Genomic DNA, 22794 nt, shown 5'->3' with positions numbered 1-22794 from the left:
ACTCTCTAATTGGGAGTACTCTTTATTCAGGGCCGCTCTCTATTCTGGATCATAATCCAATATTGGTGCCAACCATCGCTCAGCTTCTTCCAATGTCATGCCTTTACGCTGTGCATAATCTTCAACCTGATCTTTACCAATATTGGTCACACCAAAATAGCGTGATTTCGGATGGGCAAAGTACCAGCCAGATACCGCAGCCGTTGGGTACATGGCAAAGCTTTCGGTGATGTTTAAATCAATCATTTCATCGGGTTTGAGTAAATCCCATAACAAACCTTTTTCAGTGTGGTCTGGGCATGCTGGGTAACCTGGTGCAGGGCGAATGCCTTTATAACGTTCGCGAATTAACGCTTCATTGTCGAGTACTTCATCCGCAGCATAACCCCAAAACTCTTTACGAACACGTTCGTGCATGCGCTCGGCGAAAGCTTCGGCTAAACGGTCGGCTAAGCATTTGAGCATAATCGCGTTGTAGTCATCGTGATTGGCTTCAAAGCGGGCAACATGTTCATCAATACCGTGACCCGTTGTCACTGCAAAACCGCCCATGTAATCAGCAACGCCTGAATCTTTTGGTGCAACAAAGTCTGATAAACAGAAGTTGTCGTTACCGACACGTTCAAGCTGCATACGAAGATGATGAGTGGTCATTTCCAATGTGGTGCGGCTTTCATCGGTATACAGTTCAATGTCGTCATGGTTGACGGTATTGGCTGGGAATAAACCGATTACTGCTTTGGCGGTAAGCCACTTTTCAGCAATAATTTGCTTCAGCATTGCTTGGCCATCGGCAAATAATTTAACCGCTTCTTCGCCAACGACTTTGTCGTTTAAAATTTCTGGGTAATGACCGTGCAGCTCCCAGCTTCTAAAGAACGGTGTCCAATCGATACGTTCAACTAAGTCTTCTAGTGGGTAGTCATCAAACACTTGGCGGCCTAATACATTAGGTGTAAATGGGGTGTAGCTGTCCCAGTCGTGTTTGCAACGGTTTTCACGCGCAGCTTCAATCGATACTATGGTTTTACGCTTGGTTTGCGACAAACGTTTTTCACGCATCATATCGTATTCTGCGTAGGCTTCGTCGATGGTGGCTTGACGTGTTTCGTTGTTAATCAGTTTCGACACCATAGGCACTGCACGTGATGCATCGGCAATGTAAATGGCACCGTGTGGATAATGCGGTGCTATTTTTACCGCAGTATGAATTTTAGAGCAGGTTGCCCCACCAATAATTGCAGGGATGGTTAAGCCTTCACGGTGGAAGGTTTTCACGTTGTGAACCATTTCATCCAAGCTTGGAGTGATTAAACCTGACATGCCGATGATGTCGATATTATGCTCTTTTACTGCATCGAGAATTTTATCGACCGAAACCATTACCCCAAGATCGACCACTTCGTAGCCGTTACAGGCAAGTACCACACCAACGATATTTTTACCTATGTCATGCACATCACCTTTTACGGTGACCATTAAAATTCGCCCGTTTGACTGGCCAGCAACCTTTTCGAGTTCGATATAAGGATTAAGGTAAGCGACGGCTTTTTTCATTACCCGAGCCGATTTAACCACTTGCGGTAAGAACATTTTGCCCGCGCCAAATAAGTCGCCGACCACGTTCATGCCGTCCATTAACGACCCTTCGATAACATCGAGCGGACGCACGGCTTCTTGGCGGGCAGCTTCGGTGTCTTCATCAATAAATTCGGTAATGCCTTTAACCAATGCGTGCGATAAGCGTTTGGATACCGGCCAACTGCGCCATGCTAAGTCTTCTTTTTTGGCCACTTGTGAGCCATCACCTCTAAAGCTTTCAGCGATGTCGAGTAGTTGTTCGGTGTTACTTGAGTCGGCAACCGGGCAAGGTAAGTTTTGGACTACGTTTTCAACCCGTTTTTTGAGCTCTGGGTCAATATCATCGTATATGGCTAACTGACCTGCGTTAACAATACCCATGTCCATGCCTGCTTGAATGGCATGGTATAAAAACACCGCGTGAATAGCTTCGCGTACTGGGTTGTTACCACGGAACGAGAATGACACGTTAGACACGCCACCGGAGATCATCGCGTGTGGCAAGGTGGCTTTGATGTCTTTAATGGCTTCGATAAAGTCGACTGCATAGTTGTCGTGTTCATCAATACCGGTGGCAATGGCGAAAATGTTAGGGTCGAAAATAATGTCTTCTGGTGGAAAGCCGACAACATCGACCAAAATACGATAAGCACGGGTACAAATTTGGGTTTTACGTTCACGTGTATCGGCTTGGCCGTCTTCGTCAAAGGCCATGACAATGGCGGCAGCGCCATAGCGTTTCACTAAGGTGGCTTGTTCGATAAATTTGGCTTCGCCTTCTTTCATCGAAATAGAGTTTACAATCGACTTGCCTTGAACGCATTTAAGGCCGGCTTCAATCACTTCCCATTTTGATGAGTCAATCATGATTGGCACGCGAGAGATATCGGGCTCAGAGGCGATTAAGTTTAAAAACTTCGCCATTGACGCCACGCCATCAAGCATACCTTCGTCCATGTTGACGTCGATAATTTGCGCGCCGTTTTCAACCTGCTCGCGCACGACATCTAACGCTTCTTCAAACTTTTCTTCTTTAATTAAGCGTAAAAACTTGGCCGAACCAGTCACGTTTGCGCGCTCGCCGACATTCACAAATAACGAGTTTTTATCAATGGTAAGTGGTTCTAGGCCAGATAAACGACACGCGACTGGAAGATCTGGGATCTGTCTTGGTTCGTGTCGGAGCACTGCTTCACGAATGGCACTAATGTGATTGGGTGTACTACCACAACAGCCACCGACAATATTAAGCATGCCTTCTTGCGCCCATTGATTAATGACTTCGGCCATTTCTTCTGGGGTTTCATCATAGCCACCAAATTCATTAGGTAAGCCAGCATTTGGGTGGGCAGAGACATAACATTCGGCAATACGTGACAATTCTTCAACGTACGGACGCAACTCTTTTGGTCCAAGGGCGCAGTTAAGGCCAATCGATAACGGCTTGATGTGGCGTAAAGAGTTATAAAAGGCTTCGGTTGTTTGGCCGGTTAGTGTGCGGCCTGATGCGTCGGTAATAGTGCCAGAGATCATTACTGGTAAGCGATCGCCAAGTTGATCGAATACTTTTTCAATCGCGAACAGGGCGGCTTTGGCGTTTAAGGTATCAAAAATGGTTTCAACCATAATGATATCGGCGCCGCCTTCAATTAAGGCGCTGGTTGATTCGACATAAGCTTCAACTAATTGGTCGAAACTGACATTACGAAACCCAGGGTCGTTAACGTCTGGACTGATAGAACAGGTACGGTTGGTTGGACCTAATACACCGGCAACATAACGTGGCGAACCAGTTTGCGCAGCTACTTCATCTGCTGCTTGGCGGGCGACTTGGGCTCCAGCAAGGTTAATTTCAGCGGCCAGTGACTGCATGTCGTAGTCGGCCATGGCAATGGTGGTGGCATTAAAGGTGTTGGTTTCAATAATGTCGGCACCGTTTAACAGGTACTGAGTATGAATATCTTTAATGATTTGCGGTTGGCTGAGTACTAATAAGTCATTGTTGCCTTTAACATCGCAATGCCAATCTTTAAAACGCTCGCCACGATAATCTTCTTCTTCCAACTTATAGTCTTGGATCATGGTGCCCATAGCGCCATCTAAAATCACAATACGCTGCGCTAACAATGCATTAAGTTGTTTAAGTGTTTGACTGTAAGAAGTCGATTTCGCCATAACAGTTACCTTTTTATCACTATGTTGCTTGATACCTTGATTGAGATAAGCATACCCTTATTTTTACAATAGTAGGGCGATAACATCATTGTTGTGTACAAGTGCGGTGTACAAGTGTTGTATACAACTATCACTATCAGTCTTAGATAGAATAGTCGCGTACAATTGTTGCTTACAATGATTATCTTCTAAATGCTTACCTTTTAAGATAGTATTTTGGACATATAAACGTATAGACGTCCATAGTACGCGAAATTTTACTGCCAGAGCAAGACTGAATTAAGCTCAATTTGGCTTAAAAGGTAAGTTAACATCAGAATGATGACCCCAAGTGATCTCAAATTTGCCATTTGTTAGCAACGCAAAATCACTGTTTGATACCCTGAGTTGAGGTTTATGCAAATGAAACAAGCCAAGATAGTGTTTTTACGTCACGGTGAGTGTGAAGGTGGTGAAATCGCTCGTGGTCAAATTGATGTGCCATTAACGGCGCAAGGCCACGAACAAATGCGCCAAGCCTTTGCTCGTGTCACGCACCCAATAAGCCATATTTTTAGTTCGCCTTTAGTGCGCTGTAAAACCTTTGCCGCAAGCTTATCGCAACAATTAACCGTGCCGCTAAAGCTGGTGCCAGCTTTGCAAGAGATAAACTTTGGCGTATGGGATGGCCAAGCATTTGATAAAATTTATCATAAAAGCCCAAGCCAATTTGATGCCTATTGGCGGGATCCATGGAATGTTGAAAACACCCCCGAAAAGGGCGAAAGTGTGGTCGATTTTGCAGAGCGGGTACAACAAGGACTAATTGAGGTTGCAGCCTGTTTACAGCCAGTGTTGAATAAGACAGATGAAGCTGACGAATCAATTCCACAAGCATTGGTGGTGACCCATGGTGGCGTAATTAGATGCATTATGGGATATGTGCTTAATGCCGGCCAATGTAGCGGATTATTCGCTAACCTAGCGATCCCCTATGCTGCTATTATGGTGCTCGATGTTTATTGGCCTGACGATGTTGATATTATTGACCGTTCTCAGCCAACGGCAATGGAGAGTAAGCCTGCTAAAGTGAGTTTTAGATTACATTGGCCTAATGCTTAATCGTGATTGCTTTAGTGCCATTGCTTAGTCGTTGCAGTATCATAATGATGATCATTCTTTCAAAATCATAGCGTTAAGTTAAGAGTGTTAAGTTAAGGGTTTTTAAGATCATAGTTTCAAAATAATAGTGCTTTTCAAGGTATTGGGAATTGGGATAAGCCCAAACTGTACCCGCAACTGTAGATGTACCAATGATATATTTTGGGTGCATAAGTCAGATACCAGCTTTGAATCGCCTCAATATCCATGCCTAAGCGGGTAACTTAGGGGAGTTATTAAATAGATGTTTGTGTTAATTAAATGGACATGGCGGGTTAACTTACATGTCTGAATTTGTACTAGATGTAAATCATCTTTTTTGGCAAGTTGATAATAAAACGATTTTGGCGGACATTCATTTCAGTTTGCCTAAAGGTCAAATGCTAGGGATAATTGGCCCCAATGGTGCAGGTAAGTCTAGTTTGTTGCGCTGTTTGTATCGTTATATTGTGCCGACCAGCGGCGATATTGATATTTTCTCTAAACCCATCAGTGAATATTCCTCTAAGTTGTTAGCGCAGAACATTGCCGTGGTGCAACAAGATACTCCTCATTATTTTGATATGACTACCGAGCAGTTAGTGGCGATGGGGCTGACACCGCATAAAGGCTTATTTGACGCTAACACTGCCCAAGACCGTGAGCGTGTGTTAAGTGCATTAACCAAAGTGGGATTACAACAAAAAGCACTGCAACAGTATGAACTGTTATCTGGCGGCGAAAAGCAACGTGCATTGATTGCCCGCGCTATTGTGCAACAACCGCACATTCTTATTTTAGATGAACCGACCAATCATTTGGATATTCGCTATCAGATTCAGATTCTTGAACTGGTCAAATCATTAGGCATTAGTGTTATTGCGTCAATCCATGATCTGAATTTAGCCAGTGCGATGTGCGATAAATTATTGCTGCTCGATCACGGCCAGTTAATTGCTAAAGGTACCCCAATAGAAGTCCTCACAGAGCTACAAATTAGTGAGGTATTTGGTGTGTGCTGCGACATCAATCTTCATCCACAACATGGTAAACCCCTGATCAGTTATTTTTATGGCTACCAGCCAAGTCAAAAAGGATGCCCTGATCATGATTGATGCATCACAACGTCGATATTATATTTATTTCAGTTTATTGGTTTTTATCACGCTGCTCACCCCGATATTTGCCGCAAGTTTTGGTGCCGCTAATATTCATCTTAATGACGTATTAATGAGTTTTAATAGTTTATTAAGTGGTGATGTACCGAGTTCGACTAATGGCAGCGATCAAGGGATTAAATTAACCCAACGTATTGTGCTTGAATTACGCTTACCGCGGATTTTATTGGCATTTGTGGCTGGCGCTGGGTTGTCTATTGCAGGCAGTGTGTTACAAACCGTGACCCGTAACCCGTTAGCCGATCCCTATTTATTTGGCATTAGCTCGGGAGCGTCATTTGGTGCGGTATTGGTGGTGTCATTATTCAGTCAAACAGGGGTGTTTGCGCAGCTGTTTTCAGGTGCATTGACCATAGCCCCAAGCTTTACGGCACAACCTTGGTGGTCTTGGTCGACATTAAGTATACCGATTGGAGCATTTATCGGTGCGAGTTTGTCGGTGTTGATTGTGTTTATTTTGTCTGGTTCTGGCCGAACAAGCCAAGTTGAACGTATGTTGTTGTCTGGCGTGGCGACCTCGTTTTTATTTGGCGCATTGACCAGCTTACTGTTGTATTTTTCTAGCCCACAGGCTGCAGCCTCAGTGTTATTTTGGAGTTTAGGCAGTTTTGCCAAAGCCAGTTGGTCTAACTTACTGTTACCCAGTGTGACAGTTGGGATTAGTTTATTGATTATGTTGGCATTTAGGCGGCAAATTATGGCGCTGCAAGCGGGTGATGAAACCGCTCATACGTTAGGGATTAATGTCGCTAAATTGCGCTTAAGTATGTTGTTACTGTGTTCACTGATCACCGCGATGTTGGTGGCGACTTGTGGCGGTATTGGTTTTGTGGGGTTGATGATCCCTCACACTGTTAGGTTATTGTTTTCTGGGCGTCAGCCGATGATCTTAACCGCGATGTTGGGCGGCTTATTTATGGTGTGGATTGACGTGATAGCCCGATGTATTTTAGGCAATCAAGAACTGCCAGTCGGTATTATTACAGCCGCATTAGGCAGTGTATTTTTCTTGTTTATTTTGCGCCAGCGCCGTTAATCCTTTAGACATTCGAATGTGAATAGTGATAAGCACTTTATTAAGTACTTTTATATGGACTGTGATGCACATTATGTTGAAATGTATTTGCACAAGTTATTGGAGTTGTGATGTTTGTGATAGAACCTATTAACCCTAAAGTTGATGATAATATTCAGCATAAGATTAATCAAAAAACCAAACCGTTAGGGGCGTTAGGGCAACTTGAATCGTTGGCATTACAGATCGCTCGGGTGCAGCACAGTGGTAATCAACACCTTTTAAGTACACCACTGCAAATTAAAAAACCGACCATGTTGGTGTTTGCTGCCGACCATGGTATTGCTGCTTTCGGTGTTTCGATTGCACCTAGCGAAGTCACCACACAAATGGTACAAAATTTTGTTCAAGGTGGTGCGGCAATTAATGTGTTTTGTCGCCAAGTGGGTTTTGAGCTGGAGATAATTGATTGTGGAATATTACAGCCACTAACAGACCAAGCCAAAGTGATTGATCAGCGCTTAGGCGCGGGCACTAATGCAATGCATTTGACTGCCGCAATGTCGCTTGAAAAAGTCGCATTGGGGTTTGAGCTTGCACGTCACTTGGTTAGCCGTCATGTTGATGCTGGTTGCAATATTATTGCCTTGGGTGAAATGGGTATTGGCAACACATCTGCCGCGACAGCGGTAATGTCAGCTATGCTTAATATCAATGTTGAACAATGTGTTGGTCGAGGCACTGGAATAGACGATGCCACCTTGGTAATCAAAACCAAATTAATTAACCAAGCGCTTGATTTACATCAACATGAACTAGTGTCTCCTGAGGCTATTTTGGCACATGTAGGTGGGTTTGAAATTGTGCAAATGACTGGGGCAATTTTGGCTGCTGCGGAACAAAAAATATTAGTGCTAATAGATGGTTTTATCGCTACTGCTGCTGCATTAGTTGCGGTAACATTATTTCCACAAGCAAGAGATTATTTAGTCTTTGCTCATGAGTCGCAAGAGCAGGGACATAAGCTTCTTTTAAAACAGTTACAAGCAACTCCATTGCTGTCGCTGGGTTTAAGACTTGGAGAGGGTACAGGTGCTGCGTTAGCGTTACCGTTAATTCACGCTGCGGTGAATTTTTACAATCAAATGGCCAGTTTTGATGATGCTGGCGTTAATAATGTGGTTTAAAGGAATAAAATGTCTGGCGAGATAAAATGGTTGCGGCAGTTAAATTTATTTTTTGTGGCGTTGAGTTTTTTTACTCGGATCCCTGTTCCATCATGGGTAATGATAGACAGTGACGAGCTGAACAAAGCTAGCCGTTATTTTGGCTTGGTCGGTTTAGTCATAGGCTTAATAAGTGCGTTGGTTTTTTGGCTCGCGCAGCTTATTTTACCAGCGAGCATTGCGATTTTGCTAGCAATGGTGGCGGGTGTATTAGTGACCGGAGGCTTTCATGAGGACGGTTTAGCTGACACAGCAGACGGCTTTGGTGGTGGTTGGACGGTAGAAGATAAACTGCGAATTATGAAAGATTCGCGCTTAGGCAGTTATGGTGCTTTAGCGTTAGTGTTGGTGCTAGTACTGAAATGGCAATTGTTAGTTGAGTTAGCATTATATAGCCCAATGGCTGCGGTAAGTGCGCTTATAGTGGGTCATACTCTCAGTCGCGTTGTGTCTGGTAGCTTAATTTTTAGTGGGCAATATGTGCGCGACGACGACAGCAGCAAGTCGAAACCAATGGCGGAAAATCAACAGTTAAACGACTTACTTATTTTACTTGCCAGTGGTATTTTTGTGTTGTTATGGCTTAATGGTGTCGTCGCTTTTGTGTTGTTTATTGGCTTATGGTTGGCGCGTATTTTATTGGGCGGTTTTTTCCGTAAACAAATTGGTGGTTATACTGGCGACACCTTAGGCGCAGCACAGCAAATTAGTGAAGTGTGTTGTTATCTGGTAATTTTAGCGGTTGGGATAAGCTGATGATTCATTTGGTGTTGGGCGGTGCGCGCAGTGGTAAAAGTCGATATGCAGAACAATGTGTGGCGGAATACGCTGCTATTGGTTATTCATGTGTTTACTTAGCCACAGCAACAGCATTAGACGATGAAATGTCTGAGCGTATTAATCAACACCAACAAGACCGTATGTCCAGCGCCCATAGCTGGACATTGCACGAACAAGCTTACGATATTGCCCAAACATTAGTGGCAATAGATAAACCACAACAAGTGATATTGCTTGATTGCCTGACCTTATTATTAACCAACCACTTATTATTAAATGATGGCGCCTCGTGGGCCAGCCAAAAGTCATTATTCATCGACAGTTTGTCTGCATTACAAAGCCATGTGGTGTTAGTCAGCAATGAAGTGGGCTCTGGCATTGTTCCTATGGGTGAGTTAAATCGCCGTTTTGTTGATGAAGCCGGTTGGCTCAATCAAGCCGTAGCGGCGATATCTGATCAAGTTACTTTGGTGGTCGCTGGGCTGCCTTTGGTCTTAAAAGCATAATGTCATTGGCTGACGATCAATCTTCAACCATTCCACAATTGTATGGCGCATTAATGGTACAAGGCACCACTTCTGATGCGGGTAAAAGTACACTGGTTGCTGGACTATGCCGAGTATTTTCCCGGCAACACGTCAATGTAGCACCTTTTAAACCACAAAATATGGCGTTAAACAGTGCGGTTACTGTCGATGGTGGCGAAATTGGCCGCGCCCAAGCACTACAAGCCTTTGCGTGTAACCTTCCTCCTCATACCGATTTTAATCCCGTATTATTGAAACCAAGTTCAGATACTGGTGCCCAAGTCATTATTCACGGTAAAGCGTTAACCACATTAGAAGCCAAGGCTTTTTTTGGTCCACAGAGCCAAGGCTATAAAACCTTAGCTTTGGCGGCGGTAATGCAATCTTACAGGCGCTTGCAACAGCAATACTCATTGGTGGTGATAGAGGGCGCGGGTAGTCCTGCCGAAATCAATTTACGTGAAGGTGATATTGCCAATATGGGCTTTGCCGAAGTAGCCGATTGCCCAGTGATCATTATTGCTGACATTGATAAAGGTGGCGTATTTGCCCATCTGGTGGGTACGTTAGCGCTGTTAAGTCCAAATGAGCAAGCGCGGGTTAAAGGCTTTGTGATTAATCGTTTTCGAGGCGATATGAGCTTATTACAGCCGGGTATTGATTGGCTTGAACAATACACCAATAAACCAGTATTGGGCGTGCTACCGTATTTACACGACTTACATCTAGATGCTGAAGATGCATTAATTGACACGCCCATTAATCCATTAACAGACACATCCGCTAGGTTAACTGTATTGGTTTTAGTGTACCCGAGGATCAGTAATCACACCGACTTTGATCCGCTGCGCTTACATCCACAAATTGATTTTCATTATGTGAGCATGCAAAGCGATGCTAGTTCGGCGGTGTGGCCTCACGCCGATATCATCATTTTGCCTGGCAGTAAAAATGTCCGTGCGGATTTAGCTTTTATGCGTCAGCAAGGTTGGGATATTAAGCTCAAACATCATTTACGTTACGGCGGTAAAGTCATCGGTATTTGTGGCGGTTATCAAATGATGGGTGAGCTTATTGATGACCCTTTAGGCATTGAAGATAACGCTGGTTGCAGTGACGGATTGGGCCTATTGCCTATTACTACCGTATTAACGGTTAGTAAAACCTTAACTCAAGTAAGGGGTCACTTACGCTTACAAGACCAGCAGGCCGAGTTTAGTGGCTATGAAATTCATTGTGGTGAGTCTTCACTCACTCAAGGTGACCTAACGCAACCCATGTTGATTAAACATGTGGCCGATCAACCGTTGCCGGAGGCGAAACTCGACGGCTTACTGAGTAATGACCAACAAATTTTAGCAACATATATACACGGCTTGTTTGACAGCCCCCAAGCGTGCCAACTCATATTAGGCTGGGCAGGGTTAACCAACGCGCAGCATATTGATATTAACCAAATCCGCGAGCAGCAACTAAATCGTCTTGCCGACGTATTAGAAGCGCATTTGGACATGAACACACTGAAAGGATTAATTGCATGACAACTGATAACCACGACACTGAACAAGATAACGCTATTGACGCAAGCAAAGCTGAACGTCATAAAGCCCGCCAGCAGAAAGTCAAAGTGGGGGTGGATGCCAAAATTGCCGCCGCACAAGACGAAAAAGGCATTTTGTTAGTATTAACTGGTAACGGTAAAGGCAAATCAACCTCTGGTTTTGGTTCGATTACTCGCGCTGTAGGCCATGGACATAAAGCCGCAGTAGTACAATTTATTAAAGGTACTTGGGCGTGCGGCGAGCGTAATTTACTTGAGGGTGCAGGTGTGCCATTTCATGTCATGGGCACAGGTTTTACTTGGGAAACTCAAGACAAAGAAAAAGACACTCAAGCAGCAATGGAAGCTTGGCTTGAAGCTGAAAAGTTACTTAAAGATGAATCGATTAACATGGTTTTGTTAGATGAATTAACTTACATGGTGAGTTACCACTATATCGAACTTGAACGGGTATTAACGGCTTTAAGAAATCGCCCTGCGATGCAACACGTTATTATTACTGGCCGAGCTTGTCACCGTGACATCATTGAATTAGCCGATACGGTGAGCGAAGTACAACCGATTAAACATGCGTTTAACGAAGGTATTAAAGCGCAGTTAGGCTTTGATTATTAAATTTTAATTAGTAGACAATATCGCTTGGGCGCTGCGATATTGTTAGTACTAAATTGATTGCTCAATGACGTTAAATATTACCGCTATTGGTCTGTGACCACAGAATTAACATGAGGGACAAACTAACGAGCGGTGATTTTTTCTAATTCGCCATTTTGTTTCAAGGCGTTCAAAGCTTAGCGCATACTTTTTGCTAATGTTTCATCAGTATCTTTATGGTGAGTAACAGACCATAGTACTTTGCTAAACAACGTATTCATCAGCCCAATCTTTTAAGCGTTCTAAAATGTCTAAGGCTGTGCGGCCAAAATCGGTTATAGCATAAGACACCGCAATAGGACGATCACTAATCACATGACGAGTCACTAACCCTTGGGCTTCTAATTCTTTAAGGCGTTGGTCGACCATTTTTTTACTTGCCCCGCCTAGCATGCGCGATAAATCATTAAATCGTACTGGGCCATCTTGCAGGTGCCATAAAATGGATGCTTTCCATTTACCGCCTAATACACGCATACCGCGCTCGACCGAGCAGGGTTCAGCACAAGCATTGATAACTTTTTTTTGACCGTTAGTCATTGTTTCAATTTTAGTTTTCATTAATCCAACCTAGGTTACCAAAAGTATACTAGTTGCTTTTGTATTCCATTGTATCAAAATGGTTATCAATAAATCTATTCATCTATCAAACAAACCGGCTAGCGCCACTTTAATACCATTAAGGAATGTTTCTCTATGGCAGTATTAACCTCTTACGATCCCACGAGTTATCACAAAGTTGATGGTGGTGAACACATTGAAGCCATTGCGGTCGGTAGTGTCGAAATAACCCCTATTGAGCTGTTACCCACAGTGATAAGCAATGCGAAAGTTGCTCAAAAAGCTTGGGCAAGTTTGCCGTTAATAGAACGCCAACAATATGTGGTTAAAGCGTATCAACAGCTGGAGGACGTGCAAGACGAGCTTGCAACACTTATTGGTCAAGAAATGGGTAAAGATTATCGTCGCGCTACTTATGAAGTGGGAGGAACGATACAAAATGCGCCTTATTTTGCCAGTGAAATAAGTGATGCCTTAACGACTGAGCAAATTGATAATCGTACGGAATTACAATATCGACCATTAGGTGTTGTGGCTGTGATTTCGCCTTGGAACTACCCGATAGCCATGGCCAATAACTTACTGATGCCTGCGCTTATAGCGGGTAACAGTGTGATATTAAAGCCGTCGGAATTGACGCCTTTAGTGGCTGAGTTGTTTATTAAAACACTTAATAAAGTGTTACCAGAACATGTGTTGCAAGTGGTTCAAGGTGATAAAGCCCTTGGCCAAGCATTAGTGGCTGCAGACATTAATATGGTGGCATTTACAGGCTCAATGGCCGCTGGTAAAAACATTATGGCCAATGCAGCTTCTGGCTTAAAACGTTTGGTAATGGAGCTGGGTGGCAATGACCCCTTGATTGTGATGGCCAGCGCCAATATCGATTCTGCGGTTAGATTCGCTGTCGCCAGTTCGTTTGAAAACGCCGGACAGATGTGTACCTCAACGGAACGAGTTTATGTTGATGAGCGTATTGCCGATGAGTTTGAACAAAAAGTAGTAGCTTTAGCCAGCCGCTATCGCGTAGGCGCATGGGACGCAGCGAATGTGAATATTGGCCCGATAGTGAACCCAACCCAGCACCAAAAAGTGGTTGAACAGTTGCAAGATGCTAAAGCCAAAGGCGCCAGCTTTTTACTGGGTAGTGATAATTATCCATTACCGTTTATTCAACCTACAGTGGTCACAGGGATTACCCCTGAGATGCTGCTCGAACGTGAAGAAACCTTTGGTCCTGTAGTGGCAGTCAGTCATTTTAGTGACATTGATGAAGCCATTCGTCGTGCGAATAACAGTGATTATGGTTTAGCAGCAGTGGTGTTTGGTGGCCAAGGTGCTAAAGCGGTTGCTGAGCAACTTGATGCTGGCATGGTTGGGGTTAATCAAGGTGCTGGTGCAGGTAATGCGCCATGGGTAGGCGCTAAGCAAAGTGGTTTTGGCTTTCATGGTACCGCAGCAGGCCACAGACAATTTACTCAAGTACGTGTGATGAGTTATTAATTTTTTTGGATTAACCCATATTGATGACTAAGCAATCGCTAGCACACTTTTTAGTGAAACATTACTAGCCCATTTTCTGGTTAAAGGTATAAATAAATGAACACAACAGATGTAAATTCAGATTATTTTGTCGTGGCACGTGAACCCGGCGCTGAACATCCTGCATTGCCAACATGGGCGAACCACAAAGCCAATATTGCAGAGCTTAATGATGCGGCTTTGACTGAAACACAGCAGTTAACCGTGAGTAAAAAAATATTAGCCGAAGTACCGGGTGCGTTTCAATTGCTCAATGTATTGACGCCAGATGAGTGTAAACGGTTAATTTCGGTCAGTGAGTCGATGGGCTTTTTACCCGACGCCGCGGTGTCACTGCCTCGTCATGTTCGTCATAACGACAGTTTAACCTGGGTCGTCGATAACACCACTGAGCAAGTTATTTGGAATAGAGTTAAATCGCTTATGGATGACAACCTAGGGATTTTTGGTGGTAAAGCAGCCTTAGGATTAAATAATCGGTTTCGTTTTTATCGCTATAACCAAGGTGATTTTTTTAAGCCTCATTCAGATGGTTCGTGGCCGGGCAGTCAAGTTATAGACGGTGAATTAGTGCAAGATGCTTTTGGTGATCGCTACAGTCTGCTGACATTTTTAATCTTACTGACAGAAGACTTTGAAGGCGGTGCAACGCGCTTTTTAGTCAATGCCGACAATCCAAGTTTACCAGCCAAACACGGTGATAATATGCGCCAAGTTGATGTGCGAACACCGGCGGGGAGTGTATTGTGTTTTCCACACGGCATGCACCCGTTGCACTGCATTCACAGCTCAGAGCCTATTTTTTCTGGGGTTAAATACATTATTCGTACCGATGTGTTGTTTGAGCTATAACACTGGCTATCTTATAACATTGGCTATCAAAACGGGTTGGTTTGACGGTAAGCTAACCCGTTAGTGAGTTGTTCTACTTTTAACGGGGCAAAGCACAAGGTTCGTTCAGTTAGAGCAACGGCATTTTTACTCTGAATATCTGTTGTATTCGCTAACTCTGCACTGCCTATTTGTTCTATATCCTGCCACATTATCTGACTTGATACCGTTATGTGCAATGCATGACCTTGTTGCCAATCGCAAAATAGTAAACTGGCAATAGGGTTTTCGAGCAAGTTACCTAAAGTATTAAAAAAGCCATTACCGACATAATCATTAACCAATAATTGTCCTTGCTCGTTTATTGATACAAAGCCTGCGGGGCCGCCTCTATGTGAGATATCTGCACCTCGATTATTCAGTTGCTGGCCATCATCAAAACGACTGCCAATAAAGAAAGCGTCGGCATTAGTAATGAGTAGTCGATCCGCCTGACTAAGTTGGCTTCGTGTTGTTCTGGAAAACTCCCCATAATCACTGTTTGGTAGCAACGCTTTTGGTTGAATGTACTTAGGGCAATTACCATAGCTTTGTAATACTTTTACGCGAATGCTTTTTTGATTGATGTCGGTAATAACGCCATTAATGCGGTTACGTCTTTTAGTTTCAAATACGATGCCTAATAAACCGATCCGATCACCTACATTGAGGTGATCGTTAATAAAATCACCCATCGAATATTGAGTGTTTATCACTAATTCTGTTTCGGTAATTGATTGGACAAAGCCTGGCGTACCGAATAACACACTTGCATTGGTGTGTAATGGCAGCTCGGCATAACCGATAAATATCATCGACAGTGATTCGAAAAAATCTCGATGCTGTTGCGGCAGATACCGACGAATAAACTTAGGCCCAATCTCGGCCATACGCTTTTCGGTTCCTGCTCGCTGTTGCATCGTCAGCTCACCTTGATGCCAGCTGGGCGCCAGTTGCTTGTCCATTGTTATTCCTTATACCAAGTGCGCGATTACGCGATCAATTCAAGCCTAATGCCACCGGGAATAGTGCACATCATGTGATGAATCGGTAAGTCGCCTAATGGCTCTGGTGCAAATTCAATGTCTACATTATCAAGTTTCGCTAGTCGCTGATGTATGTGTTGCAGTTGCTCAACATTAGCCATTTTTAGCGCAAAATGATGCAAACCAACATTCTTATAGCGGTCAAAATTGACCATTTGGTTAGTATCGCTAATTTGCCATAGCGTTAGCATAACGGTGCCGTCTGAAACAAAAATAGCCGGGTAGTCTTGTTTTTCACCCACTTGTTTAAAATGCAGCTGCTCGATGAAAAATGTGGCTGTTTGTTTGATATCTGGCACACTGAGGCCGAGGTGATGAATGCCTAAGGTGCTCAAAGAGGTTGTATTTGAGCTTGGATCAGTTGCTGTGCTGCACATGGTTATAACCCTTAATTTTTGAATGTAAATCGGTGGTGAACAAATCTGTCTACTATCGTAGGTGAACAGAACTGTTTACGTCAAGTTAAAAGTTGCTATAATTTATGCTCAGCCATTGAGGTAGATAGTCATGCAACCAAGAAAACAACATTTAATCGACACTGCGTTAGGCTTATTTAATCAGCAGGGTTACCACGCTACTGGCATTGATTTAATTTTGGCGCAATCAGGAGTGTCTAAAGCGACGCTATATAAACATTTTCGTAGCAAAGATGAGTTAATTCTGGCGGCATTACAACAACGTCATCAACAAGTTCTTACCTCTATTAGCGCTAAAGTTGATGCCGCGGTTCAAGCTGGTAATTCTGGTGTGTTAGCGATTTTTGATGCACTGAATGAATGGTTTAATAACGGGCACTTTTTTGGCTGCAATTTTATTAATGCCAGTGCTGAATATGCCGATGCTCATAATCCGATACATGTATTTTCAGCCCAACACAAACAAGTCATTGTTGAACTTATTCGTGCACAATTACCTCTACATGATGCAGATAAAGCAGATCAAATCGGTTTGCTCGTTGACGGGGCGATTGTAATGGCCCATACCCGAGGTATAAAAACATCTGCGTTAATGGCAAAAGATATGGCCCAGTATTATATTCAACCCAAATGAGTTCATTACACTGGATGCAATGGGTAAACCTTGCGATACATTCGGCTTATGAAACAGACCATAAAAGAATTGTTTCTAAAGCCATAGGCATTAACAGCATAGTAATGCTTATTTAATATTTTTAAGCATTATTCAAAATCTGCTTTTACTTCAAATACCATTTCTTCATTTGTCACCGGATGATTTAAGCTTAAATACTGCGCATGTAAATGCAAACGGTTAGTCGCAACACCGTATAAATCATCCCCAACTATTGGCATATGCAAACCATCATGATGAGCACAATGCATCCGTAATTGATGAGTACGCCCAGTTTTAGGGTATAAGTGTATTAAGGTGCGCTTTCCTTGCCGCTGGTGCACTTGCCAAAATGTCTCGGCATGTTTGCCATGCTCGTAACATACTAACTGCTTAGGACGATCGTCTAAATCTACCCGCAATGGCAAACTAATATCACCTGTGTCCTGATTAGGTACACCTTCAATTAACGCGATATAACGCTTAGTGACACTGCGTTGAATAAACTGTTGTTGCAGGGCTTTGTTGGCTTCTTTGGTGAGCGCTATTACCATTAAACCTGATGTCGACATGTCTAGGCGATGAACAATCAGCGGCCCCGTCGCATTAGGGTATTGTTGCTGCATACGGCTAAACACCGAGTCGGTGATATTTTTACCTGGTACCGATAATAACTCTGCGGGCTTGTTAATAATCACCATCACATCATCTTGATAAATAATATCAATGTGTTGATCTTTACCTGGATTAATCAGCAAGGGGTCGTCATCAACCTGCATACCTTTAAGCATGTGGGTCAAAATAGGTCGGCATTTCCCATGGCAAGCTGGGTAGTAGTTTTTGTGCTGCTTTATCTCAGATTTCGGCGATGACCCCCACCAAAACTCTGCCATCGCAATTGGAGTAAATTGATGAGTAAACGCGTATTGCAGTAACTTAGGTGCTGCACATTCTCCGGCACCAGCAGGCGGTAAATGATTCGGCGCGTCATTGAAAATATCGTTTAAATCACGCGCTTCACCCAAGGTATTTAAAAACTGATATTGGGCAAAGAGCTTTTTTTGTAATCCATTTGAAAGTTGTTTACGTTGTTGTTTTAACTTTTTAATTTGCTGCTGAAGTGAATCTAAGGCCACCTTAGTGACTTCAATTTGAGTCTGCCACAGCAGCTTTAATGCATTTAACTGATGTTTTTGCTGTACGCTTTGACGGCTTAAGTCGATAGACAAGGTTTTATGGCTATCTTCGTTGATGTTTTTTTGCGCTAAGGCAGCATCTACTTGCTCACGTTGAAGCTTACGCTGTTTTCGACCTTCAACAATTGCGCTGCGTTGCTGCTCAAGTTCACTTTCAGCTTGATGTTGTTGCGCAGCTAAAGTCGTGGTTAATGTCGCCAGTAACGGATTCGCTTCTTGCTGACTAATCGACAGATTAATTTGGTTAATCTGTTTATTATCACTATTAAAAAAGCTGTCTTGGGTCAACATATCAAACACCGGTGGCACAAACGGTGGCAAGATATTTTGATCGGCTAACTTACCTGAAAATGACGCTAAAAAACCAAGTTGTCCGAGTGTGTCTTTAACCACCAACACACCAAACATCTTACCAATCACCATGCCACGATCATTTTTGCTGTCTAAGCCAAAATTATGCCCCCAAGAGTTAGCCTCAAGTAGTTCCTGCTGCAACTGCTGCGCAGCCAATATTGTTAATGAATGAGGTTGATAATAAAACGGGAAAGTAAAAGAGCTAGGCAACCCTTGTTCGGCAAGCGTGTTATTGAAAGCAATTACATCACTAAAAGGAATAAAACACGGGTCGTTAACAGACATCAAAAACACACTCACTACACCAAAGGACAGCTATTTTACCCTGTAGTTGTTTGTGATGCATCTCTAACTACGAATAATCAAAAAAGTGCGACTTAGGTTTTTAGCGCAAATAGTGGAAATTTAAACGAACAGGTAATCTTTCACTTAGACTACCTGCCGGAATAGCGTTATTACTTTGCCACTCTGTGCAAAGCACAAATCTTGTTACCGTCTGGATCACGAAGGTAAGCTAAATACAAATCAAACCCCGGTCCTGAGCGAACACCCGGGGCATCTTCACAGGCTGTACCACCACTAACCAATCCGGCGGCATGCCATGCATCTGCTAATGCGGTAGTATCTGCAGAAAAACCAATAGTGGTGCCATTACCGTGGCATGCTGGTTCACCGTTTATGGGTTTTGTTAATGCAAAAATACCTGTTGGTGTTATATAAAAGCAACGACCTTTGTCATCAATTTTACCTGGCGCAATACCTAATGTGCCTAAAATGGCATCATAAAATTTCTTCGATGTATCGATATCATTAACACCAATCATAATGTGACTAAACATGGTAACTCTCCTTGTGTAAATTCAATTGAATTCAATTTTTAATAATCCATCTTTATCAACACGATGGATTTATCTTGTTGATGTGTTTTTTAATCGTTCTAAGTTAAGGCTATTTAATTTTGATAAGCAGCAAATAATTTTCTCACATCTACCTTGGCTTTTAGCTTTGCAGCAAGTAAATAGGTACCTGCTAATTTACGATGAATAAAAATAGCATCGGTTGGCGGAGTATGCCATTCATTTTGTTGGGTACTCATTGCTTTACCTGCATGAGTAATACGCTTTGCTAAGTCGCTTTGGCCAAAGTCGTATTCGCCCTCAAAACGTAGTGGCTCACAAGCTTGGTAGAAAATATCAATAATCAATTGCTGATGGGCGGGATCTATTTCATCTTGAAAAAAGCCAATTTTCTTAGCTGCTGATGTCATTTGAACTTTATTTTGATTCGCTGCACCTAGCATGAGTTCATGGTAACCATGGGATAATTCATCACTAATCGTGCGGGTGGCGCCAAAGTCGAAAAGTACGATTTTTTGAGTGTCTGTTTGATACTGAAAATTGGCAAAGTTAGGATCTGACTGAACTAATTTAAACTCTAATAGCTCTTTAAAACATAAACCCATTAGTGCGCTAGCAATGTGGTCTCTTACCTCTTGTGACGCTTTCGCCACCGACTCTATGGCCACTCCTTCAACAAACTGCATGGTTAAAATACTGTTGTTACTGAGTTGCTTGTACACTTTTGGGACAATAAAACTGGAATCTTCACCCAGTTGTTGCCTATAAAGCGCTATTTGTTGGGCTTCGAAGTGATAATCCGCTTCATTATGCAGTTGGGCTTTGGCTTCTGACAGTAAGGTATCCAGTTTAACGTTTGCAGGAATAAGACGTGATACTTTCAATAACGTCGCTACGTTGTCGATATCACTGTCGATGCTGTCTCTAATGCCCGGATATTGAATTTTAATCGCCAGTTTTTCACCTGTATCTAAATAGGCTAAATGCACTTGGCCGATGGATGCAGCGGCAAAAGGGCGCAGTTCAAATTGAGCAAATGGGGCGAGCCAGTCTCGACCCCAATGCTGAACTAGTAATTGAGTTAACTGCTTGTGCGGCATCGCTTTAGCATCAGAACGTAGCTTTGCCAATATTTCTGCTAATTCGGGAGGCACTAAGTCGCCAGCATCCATTGACAGCATTTGGCCCACTTTCATCGCGGCGCCGCGAAGTTGTGACAGCTTATCGGCAACATGACCAATGTTAGTTGGGGTCATTACTAGCTGTTGTAACTTGGGTGATTGACCTTTACTAAGCTGTTTTGCGCCTTCAAGCAGTACGTTACCCGCTAGACGAGAAGCCAGTCCACCCATTTTTGATAATCGCGATAATCGGCTGGTTGGTACTTTGGATTCATTATTTTTCATGATGGTCTTTATCTGCAATACAACGTTTAGATTGATTTATTGTACGCTTATGAGGAGTTATATGATCAAATTCTATTGGCAATAACTCTGGATAATTCGACTCACTGGTGAGTCGAATTTGATAATGATGGCAAGTCTATACAGGGTTGTCTTTAACTTCATATCTAGGCTGATAGGTCATAAAGGTATACTTCATAGCCGCTTATGAATACACCTCTAGTGGCTTATTTAGATGGGGATTATGGCTACTTTATCAATTTCAGTAGAGCCTTAAAGCGATCGCCTTGAGCAACATGTTGAAGTTCAAACAGTAGTGATTCAACATTAGTGAGTTTGGCGCCATCATTTAGCATCATCTGCACCCCAAGTACTTTGTTGTCTGCACCTCTGGATGAAACTGCATCGGCAACCAAATGCACTTGATAATCGTTGGCCAATAAATCTTGGCAAGTTTGGTAAACGCAAACATGAGTTTCGATACCTGCAAGAATGACATTGCTACGGTTTAAGACTTTAAGTTGATGTTTTGCTTCCTCACAATGCCAGCCGCTAAAATGTTCTTTAGCGATGGGTTTGGATGTTTGCGATAAGAGTTGTGCGAGTTCGTCGCTGGTATGGCCTAATTTGTTGGGTAATTGTTCTAACCAAATAATCGGAATATCAAATAGTTGTGCACCCTGAATTAATACCGCAATTTTTTGGTGTAATTGGGCTGATTGCTGCATTACTTGGGCGAGTTTACCTTGCACGTCGACAATCATTAATACACTTTGCTCTGCTGTTATCATGTTCAGTACCCCAATCTATTTAAGTGAACTGTCGAGTATTGGTTATTTTTACCGTGGTGCAAATAAGCATTTAGTCTATTATGACTATGTAAATGGTGATGAAATGTTCAACAAAGATTGTCAGGGATTGATATGAATAAACGAATTGTTATCTGTGCCGATGGAACCTGGAATCGTCCCGAGAAAGATCTTGAAAAAGATCATGCCACTAATGTGCTTAAACTCGCCAGAGCCATCAAACCCATTGCTGATGATGGTGTACCACAACAAGTGTTTTACGATTGGGGAATTGGTTCATCCCACGATGCTATTATTGGCGGTATAACGGGACGAGGGCTGAATAAAAACATTATGGATGCCTATCGTTATATTGTGCAAAACTACTCAGCGGGAGATGAAATTTATCTGTTTGGTTTTAGCCGCGGAGCCTATACCGTGCGCTGTTTGTGTGGTCTAATCAATAATTGCGGTATTGTTACCCGTCCTGACGCCAAGCTAATTCAACATGCCTTTGAACATTATAAAATGAAAACTAAACCTTTTAGCCCTGAGGGGGAACGATCGGTGCAGTTTCGTCAGCAACATTCACATCCATCGCGTGAAGTGGAATTTGTGGGTGTATGGGACACAGTAGGCGCAATGGGTATACCGCTTTCATTTTTAGGCATGTTTGAAGATAAAGATGAATTTTACGACACTAAACTAGGCCGAAATGTCAAAGTAGCGCGCCATGCTCTGGCGTTAGATGAACACCGCAGTGATTTTGAACCCACCATTTGGGCGCCTCGAACGAGTATAGACATTCAGCAGGTATGGTTTGTTGGTGCTCACAGCAATATTGGTGGTAGCGTTGCCCCCAATGATGATGGCAGCACCTTGTCTGATATTGCATTGCAGTGGATGATAAGCCAAGCGCGAGCGGTTAACTTAACGGTCGAGTTACACTTATCCGATGCCTTGTTACCTAATCCAATGGCAGATATTCAAGATTCATATCGCAGTTTTTATCGGGTTAAAAAACGATTTATACGCGAGCTAGATCCAGAGAAAGTGCCGATATTATTACACCAATCGGTAAAAACTCGTTGGCTGAATGACAGTAATTATCGACCGAAAAATTTAGTAAATTACATTGATAACCATGGTTGGCCCGATAAACTGGTGCAATAGGCTGTGTTAACACCATCATTAAATAACGAGTGCTAGCAACCACCATTAGTCACCACTATTACTAACAATTATTAAAAACATTTTGATTAAGGAAAGCATTTTGCTACGTACATTGTTATC

Annotated in this window: 20 protein-coding genes and 1 riboswitch; of the genes, 12 read left to right on the top strand and 8 right to left on the bottom strand. The window is 42.9% G+C overall.

Annotation, left to right across the window (positions count from 1 at the left end; translation table 11 throughout):
- Positions 1-39 precede the first annotated feature (39 nt).
- Complete coding sequence (metH, locus tag FH971_RS15685) at positions 40-3756, bottom strand: methionine synthase (RefSeq protein ID WP_140234947.1); 3717 nt, start codon at positions 3754-3756, stop codon at positions 40-42.
- A 402-nt stretch (positions 3757-4158) separates the two neighbouring features.
- Here metH and FH971_RS15680 point away from each other — a divergent pair, with 402 nt between their 5' ends.
- The 8 genes from FH971_RS15680 (at position 4159) to cobO (ending at position 11777) form a co-directional block, all read left to right on the top strand.
- Positions 4159-4857 carry a histidine phosphatase family protein gene (locus FH971_RS15680; RefSeq protein ID WP_167496039.1) on the top strand — a complete coding sequence of 233 codons (699 nt, stop codon included), beginning with the start codon at positions 4159-4161 and terminating at the stop codon, positions 4855-4857.
- A 120-nt stretch (positions 4858-4977) separates the two neighbouring features.
- Positions 4978-5101, top strand: a riboswitch (cobalamin riboswitch).
- 79 nt (positions 5102-5180) lie between these two features.
- Complete coding sequence (locus tag FH971_RS15675; protein WP_140234945.1) at positions 5181-5990, top strand: ABC transporter ATP-binding protein; 810 nt, start codon at positions 5181-5183, stop codon at positions 5988-5990.
- The gene (locus FH971_RS15670; protein WP_140234944.1) at positions 5983-7089 is read left to right on the top strand and encodes a FecCD family ABC transporter permease; all 1107 of its coding nucleotides are present in this window, start codon (positions 5983-5985) and stop codon (positions 7087-7089) included. The genes FH971_RS15675 and FH971_RS15670 overlap by 8 nt, the downstream gene beginning before the upstream one ends.
- A gap of 110 nt (positions 7090-7199) precedes the next feature.
- Positions 7200-8255 (top strand): nicotinate-nucleotide--dimethylbenzimidazole phosphoribosyltransferase, encoded by a 1056-nt coding sequence (cobT, locus tag FH971_RS15665; protein WP_140234943.1) that lies wholly within the window; start codon positions 7200-7202, stop codon positions 8253-8255.
- Positions 8256-8264: 9 nt separating this feature from the next.
- The gene (locus FH971_RS15660; protein WP_137226014.1) at positions 8265-9050 is read left to right on the top strand and encodes an adenosylcobinamide-GDP ribazoletransferase; all 786 of its coding nucleotides are present in this window, start codon (positions 8265-8267) and stop codon (positions 9048-9050) included.
- A complete protein-coding gene (gene cobU, locus FH971_RS15655; protein WP_140234942.1) occupies positions 9050-9580 on the top strand; it encodes a bifunctional adenosylcobinamide kinase/adenosylcobinamide-phosphate guanylyltransferase in 531 nt (176 codons plus the stop codon). The genes FH971_RS15660 and cobU overlap by 1 nt, the downstream gene beginning before the upstream one ends.
- Entirely contained in the window at positions 9580-11142 is a 1563-nt protein-coding gene (locus FH971_RS15650) for a cobyric acid synthase (protein WP_140234941.1), read from the top strand. Before cobU ends, FH971_RS15650 begins: the two co-directional genes overlap by 1 nt.
- Positions 11139-11777 (top strand): cob(I)yrinic acid a,c-diamide adenosyltransferase, encoded by a 639-nt coding sequence (gene cobO, locus FH971_RS15645; protein WP_137226020.1) that lies wholly within the window; start codon positions 11139-11141, stop codon positions 11775-11777. The genes FH971_RS15650 and cobO overlap by 4 nt, the downstream gene beginning before the upstream one ends.
- A 243-nt stretch (positions 11778-12020) precedes the next feature.
- On the opposite strand, the gene FH971_RS15640 is transcribed toward cobO, so the two are convergent.
- A complete protein-coding gene (locus FH971_RS15640) occupies positions 12021-12377 on the bottom strand; it encodes a winged helix-turn-helix transcriptional regulator (RefSeq protein ID WP_137226066.1) in 357 nt (118 codons plus the stop codon).
- Between the two features lie 135 nt (positions 12378-12512).
- Between FH971_RS15640 and FH971_RS15635 the strand changes: the two genes are divergently transcribed.
- Positions 12513-13880 carry an aldehyde dehydrogenase family protein gene (locus tag FH971_RS15635; protein ID WP_140234940.1) on the top strand — a complete coding sequence of 456 codons (1368 nt, stop codon included), beginning with the start codon at positions 12513-12515 and terminating at the stop codon, positions 13878-13880.
- Positions 13881-13976: 96 nt separating this feature from the next.
- Entirely contained in the window at positions 13977-14771 is a 795-nt protein-coding gene (locus tag FH971_RS15630) for a prolyl hydroxylase family protein (RefSeq protein WP_140234939.1), read from the top strand.
- Between the two features lie 26 nt (positions 14772-14797).
- Here the strand turns inward: FH971_RS15630 and FH971_RS15625 are convergent, their stop codons facing one another.
- Together FH971_RS15625 and FH971_RS15620 are read right to left on the bottom strand one after the other, a co-directional pair.
- Entirely contained in the window at positions 14798-15754 is a 957-nt protein-coding gene (locus tag FH971_RS15625) for a pyridoxamine 5'-phosphate oxidase family protein (RefSeq protein ID WP_140234938.1), read from the bottom strand.
- Positions 15755-15780: 26 nt separating this feature from the next.
- Positions 15781-16212, bottom strand: coding sequence for a VOC family protein (locus FH971_RS15620; RefSeq protein ID WP_140234937.1), 432 nt, complete (start codon positions 16210-16212; stop codon positions 15781-15783).
- A 130-nt stretch (positions 16213-16342) separates the two neighbouring features.
- Between FH971_RS15620 and FH971_RS15615 the strand changes: the two genes are divergently transcribed.
- Positions 16343-16885: a TetR/AcrR family transcriptional regulator gene (locus FH971_RS15615; protein ID WP_140234936.1), complete on the top strand. Its 543-nt coding sequence runs from the start codon at positions 16343-16345 to the stop codon at positions 16883-16885.
- A gap of 128 nt (positions 16886-17013) precedes the next feature.
- On the opposite strand, the gene FH971_RS15610 is transcribed toward FH971_RS15615, so the two are convergent.
- The 4 genes from FH971_RS15610 to FH971_RS15595 all read right to left on the bottom strand — a co-directional run bounded on the left by FH971_RS15610 (position 17014) and on the right by FH971_RS15595 (position 21504).
- Positions 17014-18738, bottom strand: a complete 1725-nt coding sequence (locus FH971_RS15610; RefSeq protein ID WP_167496038.1) for an RluA family pseudouridine synthase — start codon at positions 18736-18738, stop codon at positions 17014-17016.
- 170 nt (positions 18739-18908) lie between these two features.
- The gene (locus tag FH971_RS15605; protein WP_137226082.1) at positions 18909-19292 is read right to left on the bottom strand and encodes a VOC family protein; all 384 of its coding nucleotides are present in this window, start codon (positions 19290-19292) and stop codon (positions 18909-18911) included.
- Between the two features lie 113 nt (positions 19293-19405).
- Complete coding sequence (locus FH971_RS15600; protein ID WP_140234934.1) at positions 19406-20716, bottom strand: ABC1 kinase family protein; 1311 nt, start codon at positions 20714-20716, stop codon at positions 19406-19408.
- 245 nt (positions 20717-20961) lie between these two features.
- Positions 20962-21504, bottom strand: a complete 543-nt coding sequence (locus tag FH971_RS15595; protein ID WP_140234933.1) for an isochorismatase family protein — start codon at positions 21502-21504, stop codon at positions 20962-20964.
- A 132-nt stretch (positions 21505-21636) separates the two neighbouring features.
- Here FH971_RS15595 and FH971_RS15590 point away from each other — a divergent pair, with 132 nt between their 5' ends.
- Positions 21637-22674 (top strand): DUF2235 domain-containing protein, encoded by a 1038-nt coding sequence (locus FH971_RS15590; RefSeq protein WP_140234932.1) that lies wholly within the window; start codon positions 21637-21639, stop codon positions 22672-22674.
- Positions 22675-22794: the final 120 nt, after the last annotated feature.

It is taken from the genome of Shewanella polaris (genome assembly GCF_006385555.1).
GTDB lineage: Bacteria > Pseudomonadota > Gammaproteobacteria > Enterobacterales > Shewanellaceae > Shewanella > Shewanella polaris.
Note: the sequence above shows the minus strand (reverse complement) of the source record. Positions and strands in the feature narration are given on the sequence as shown.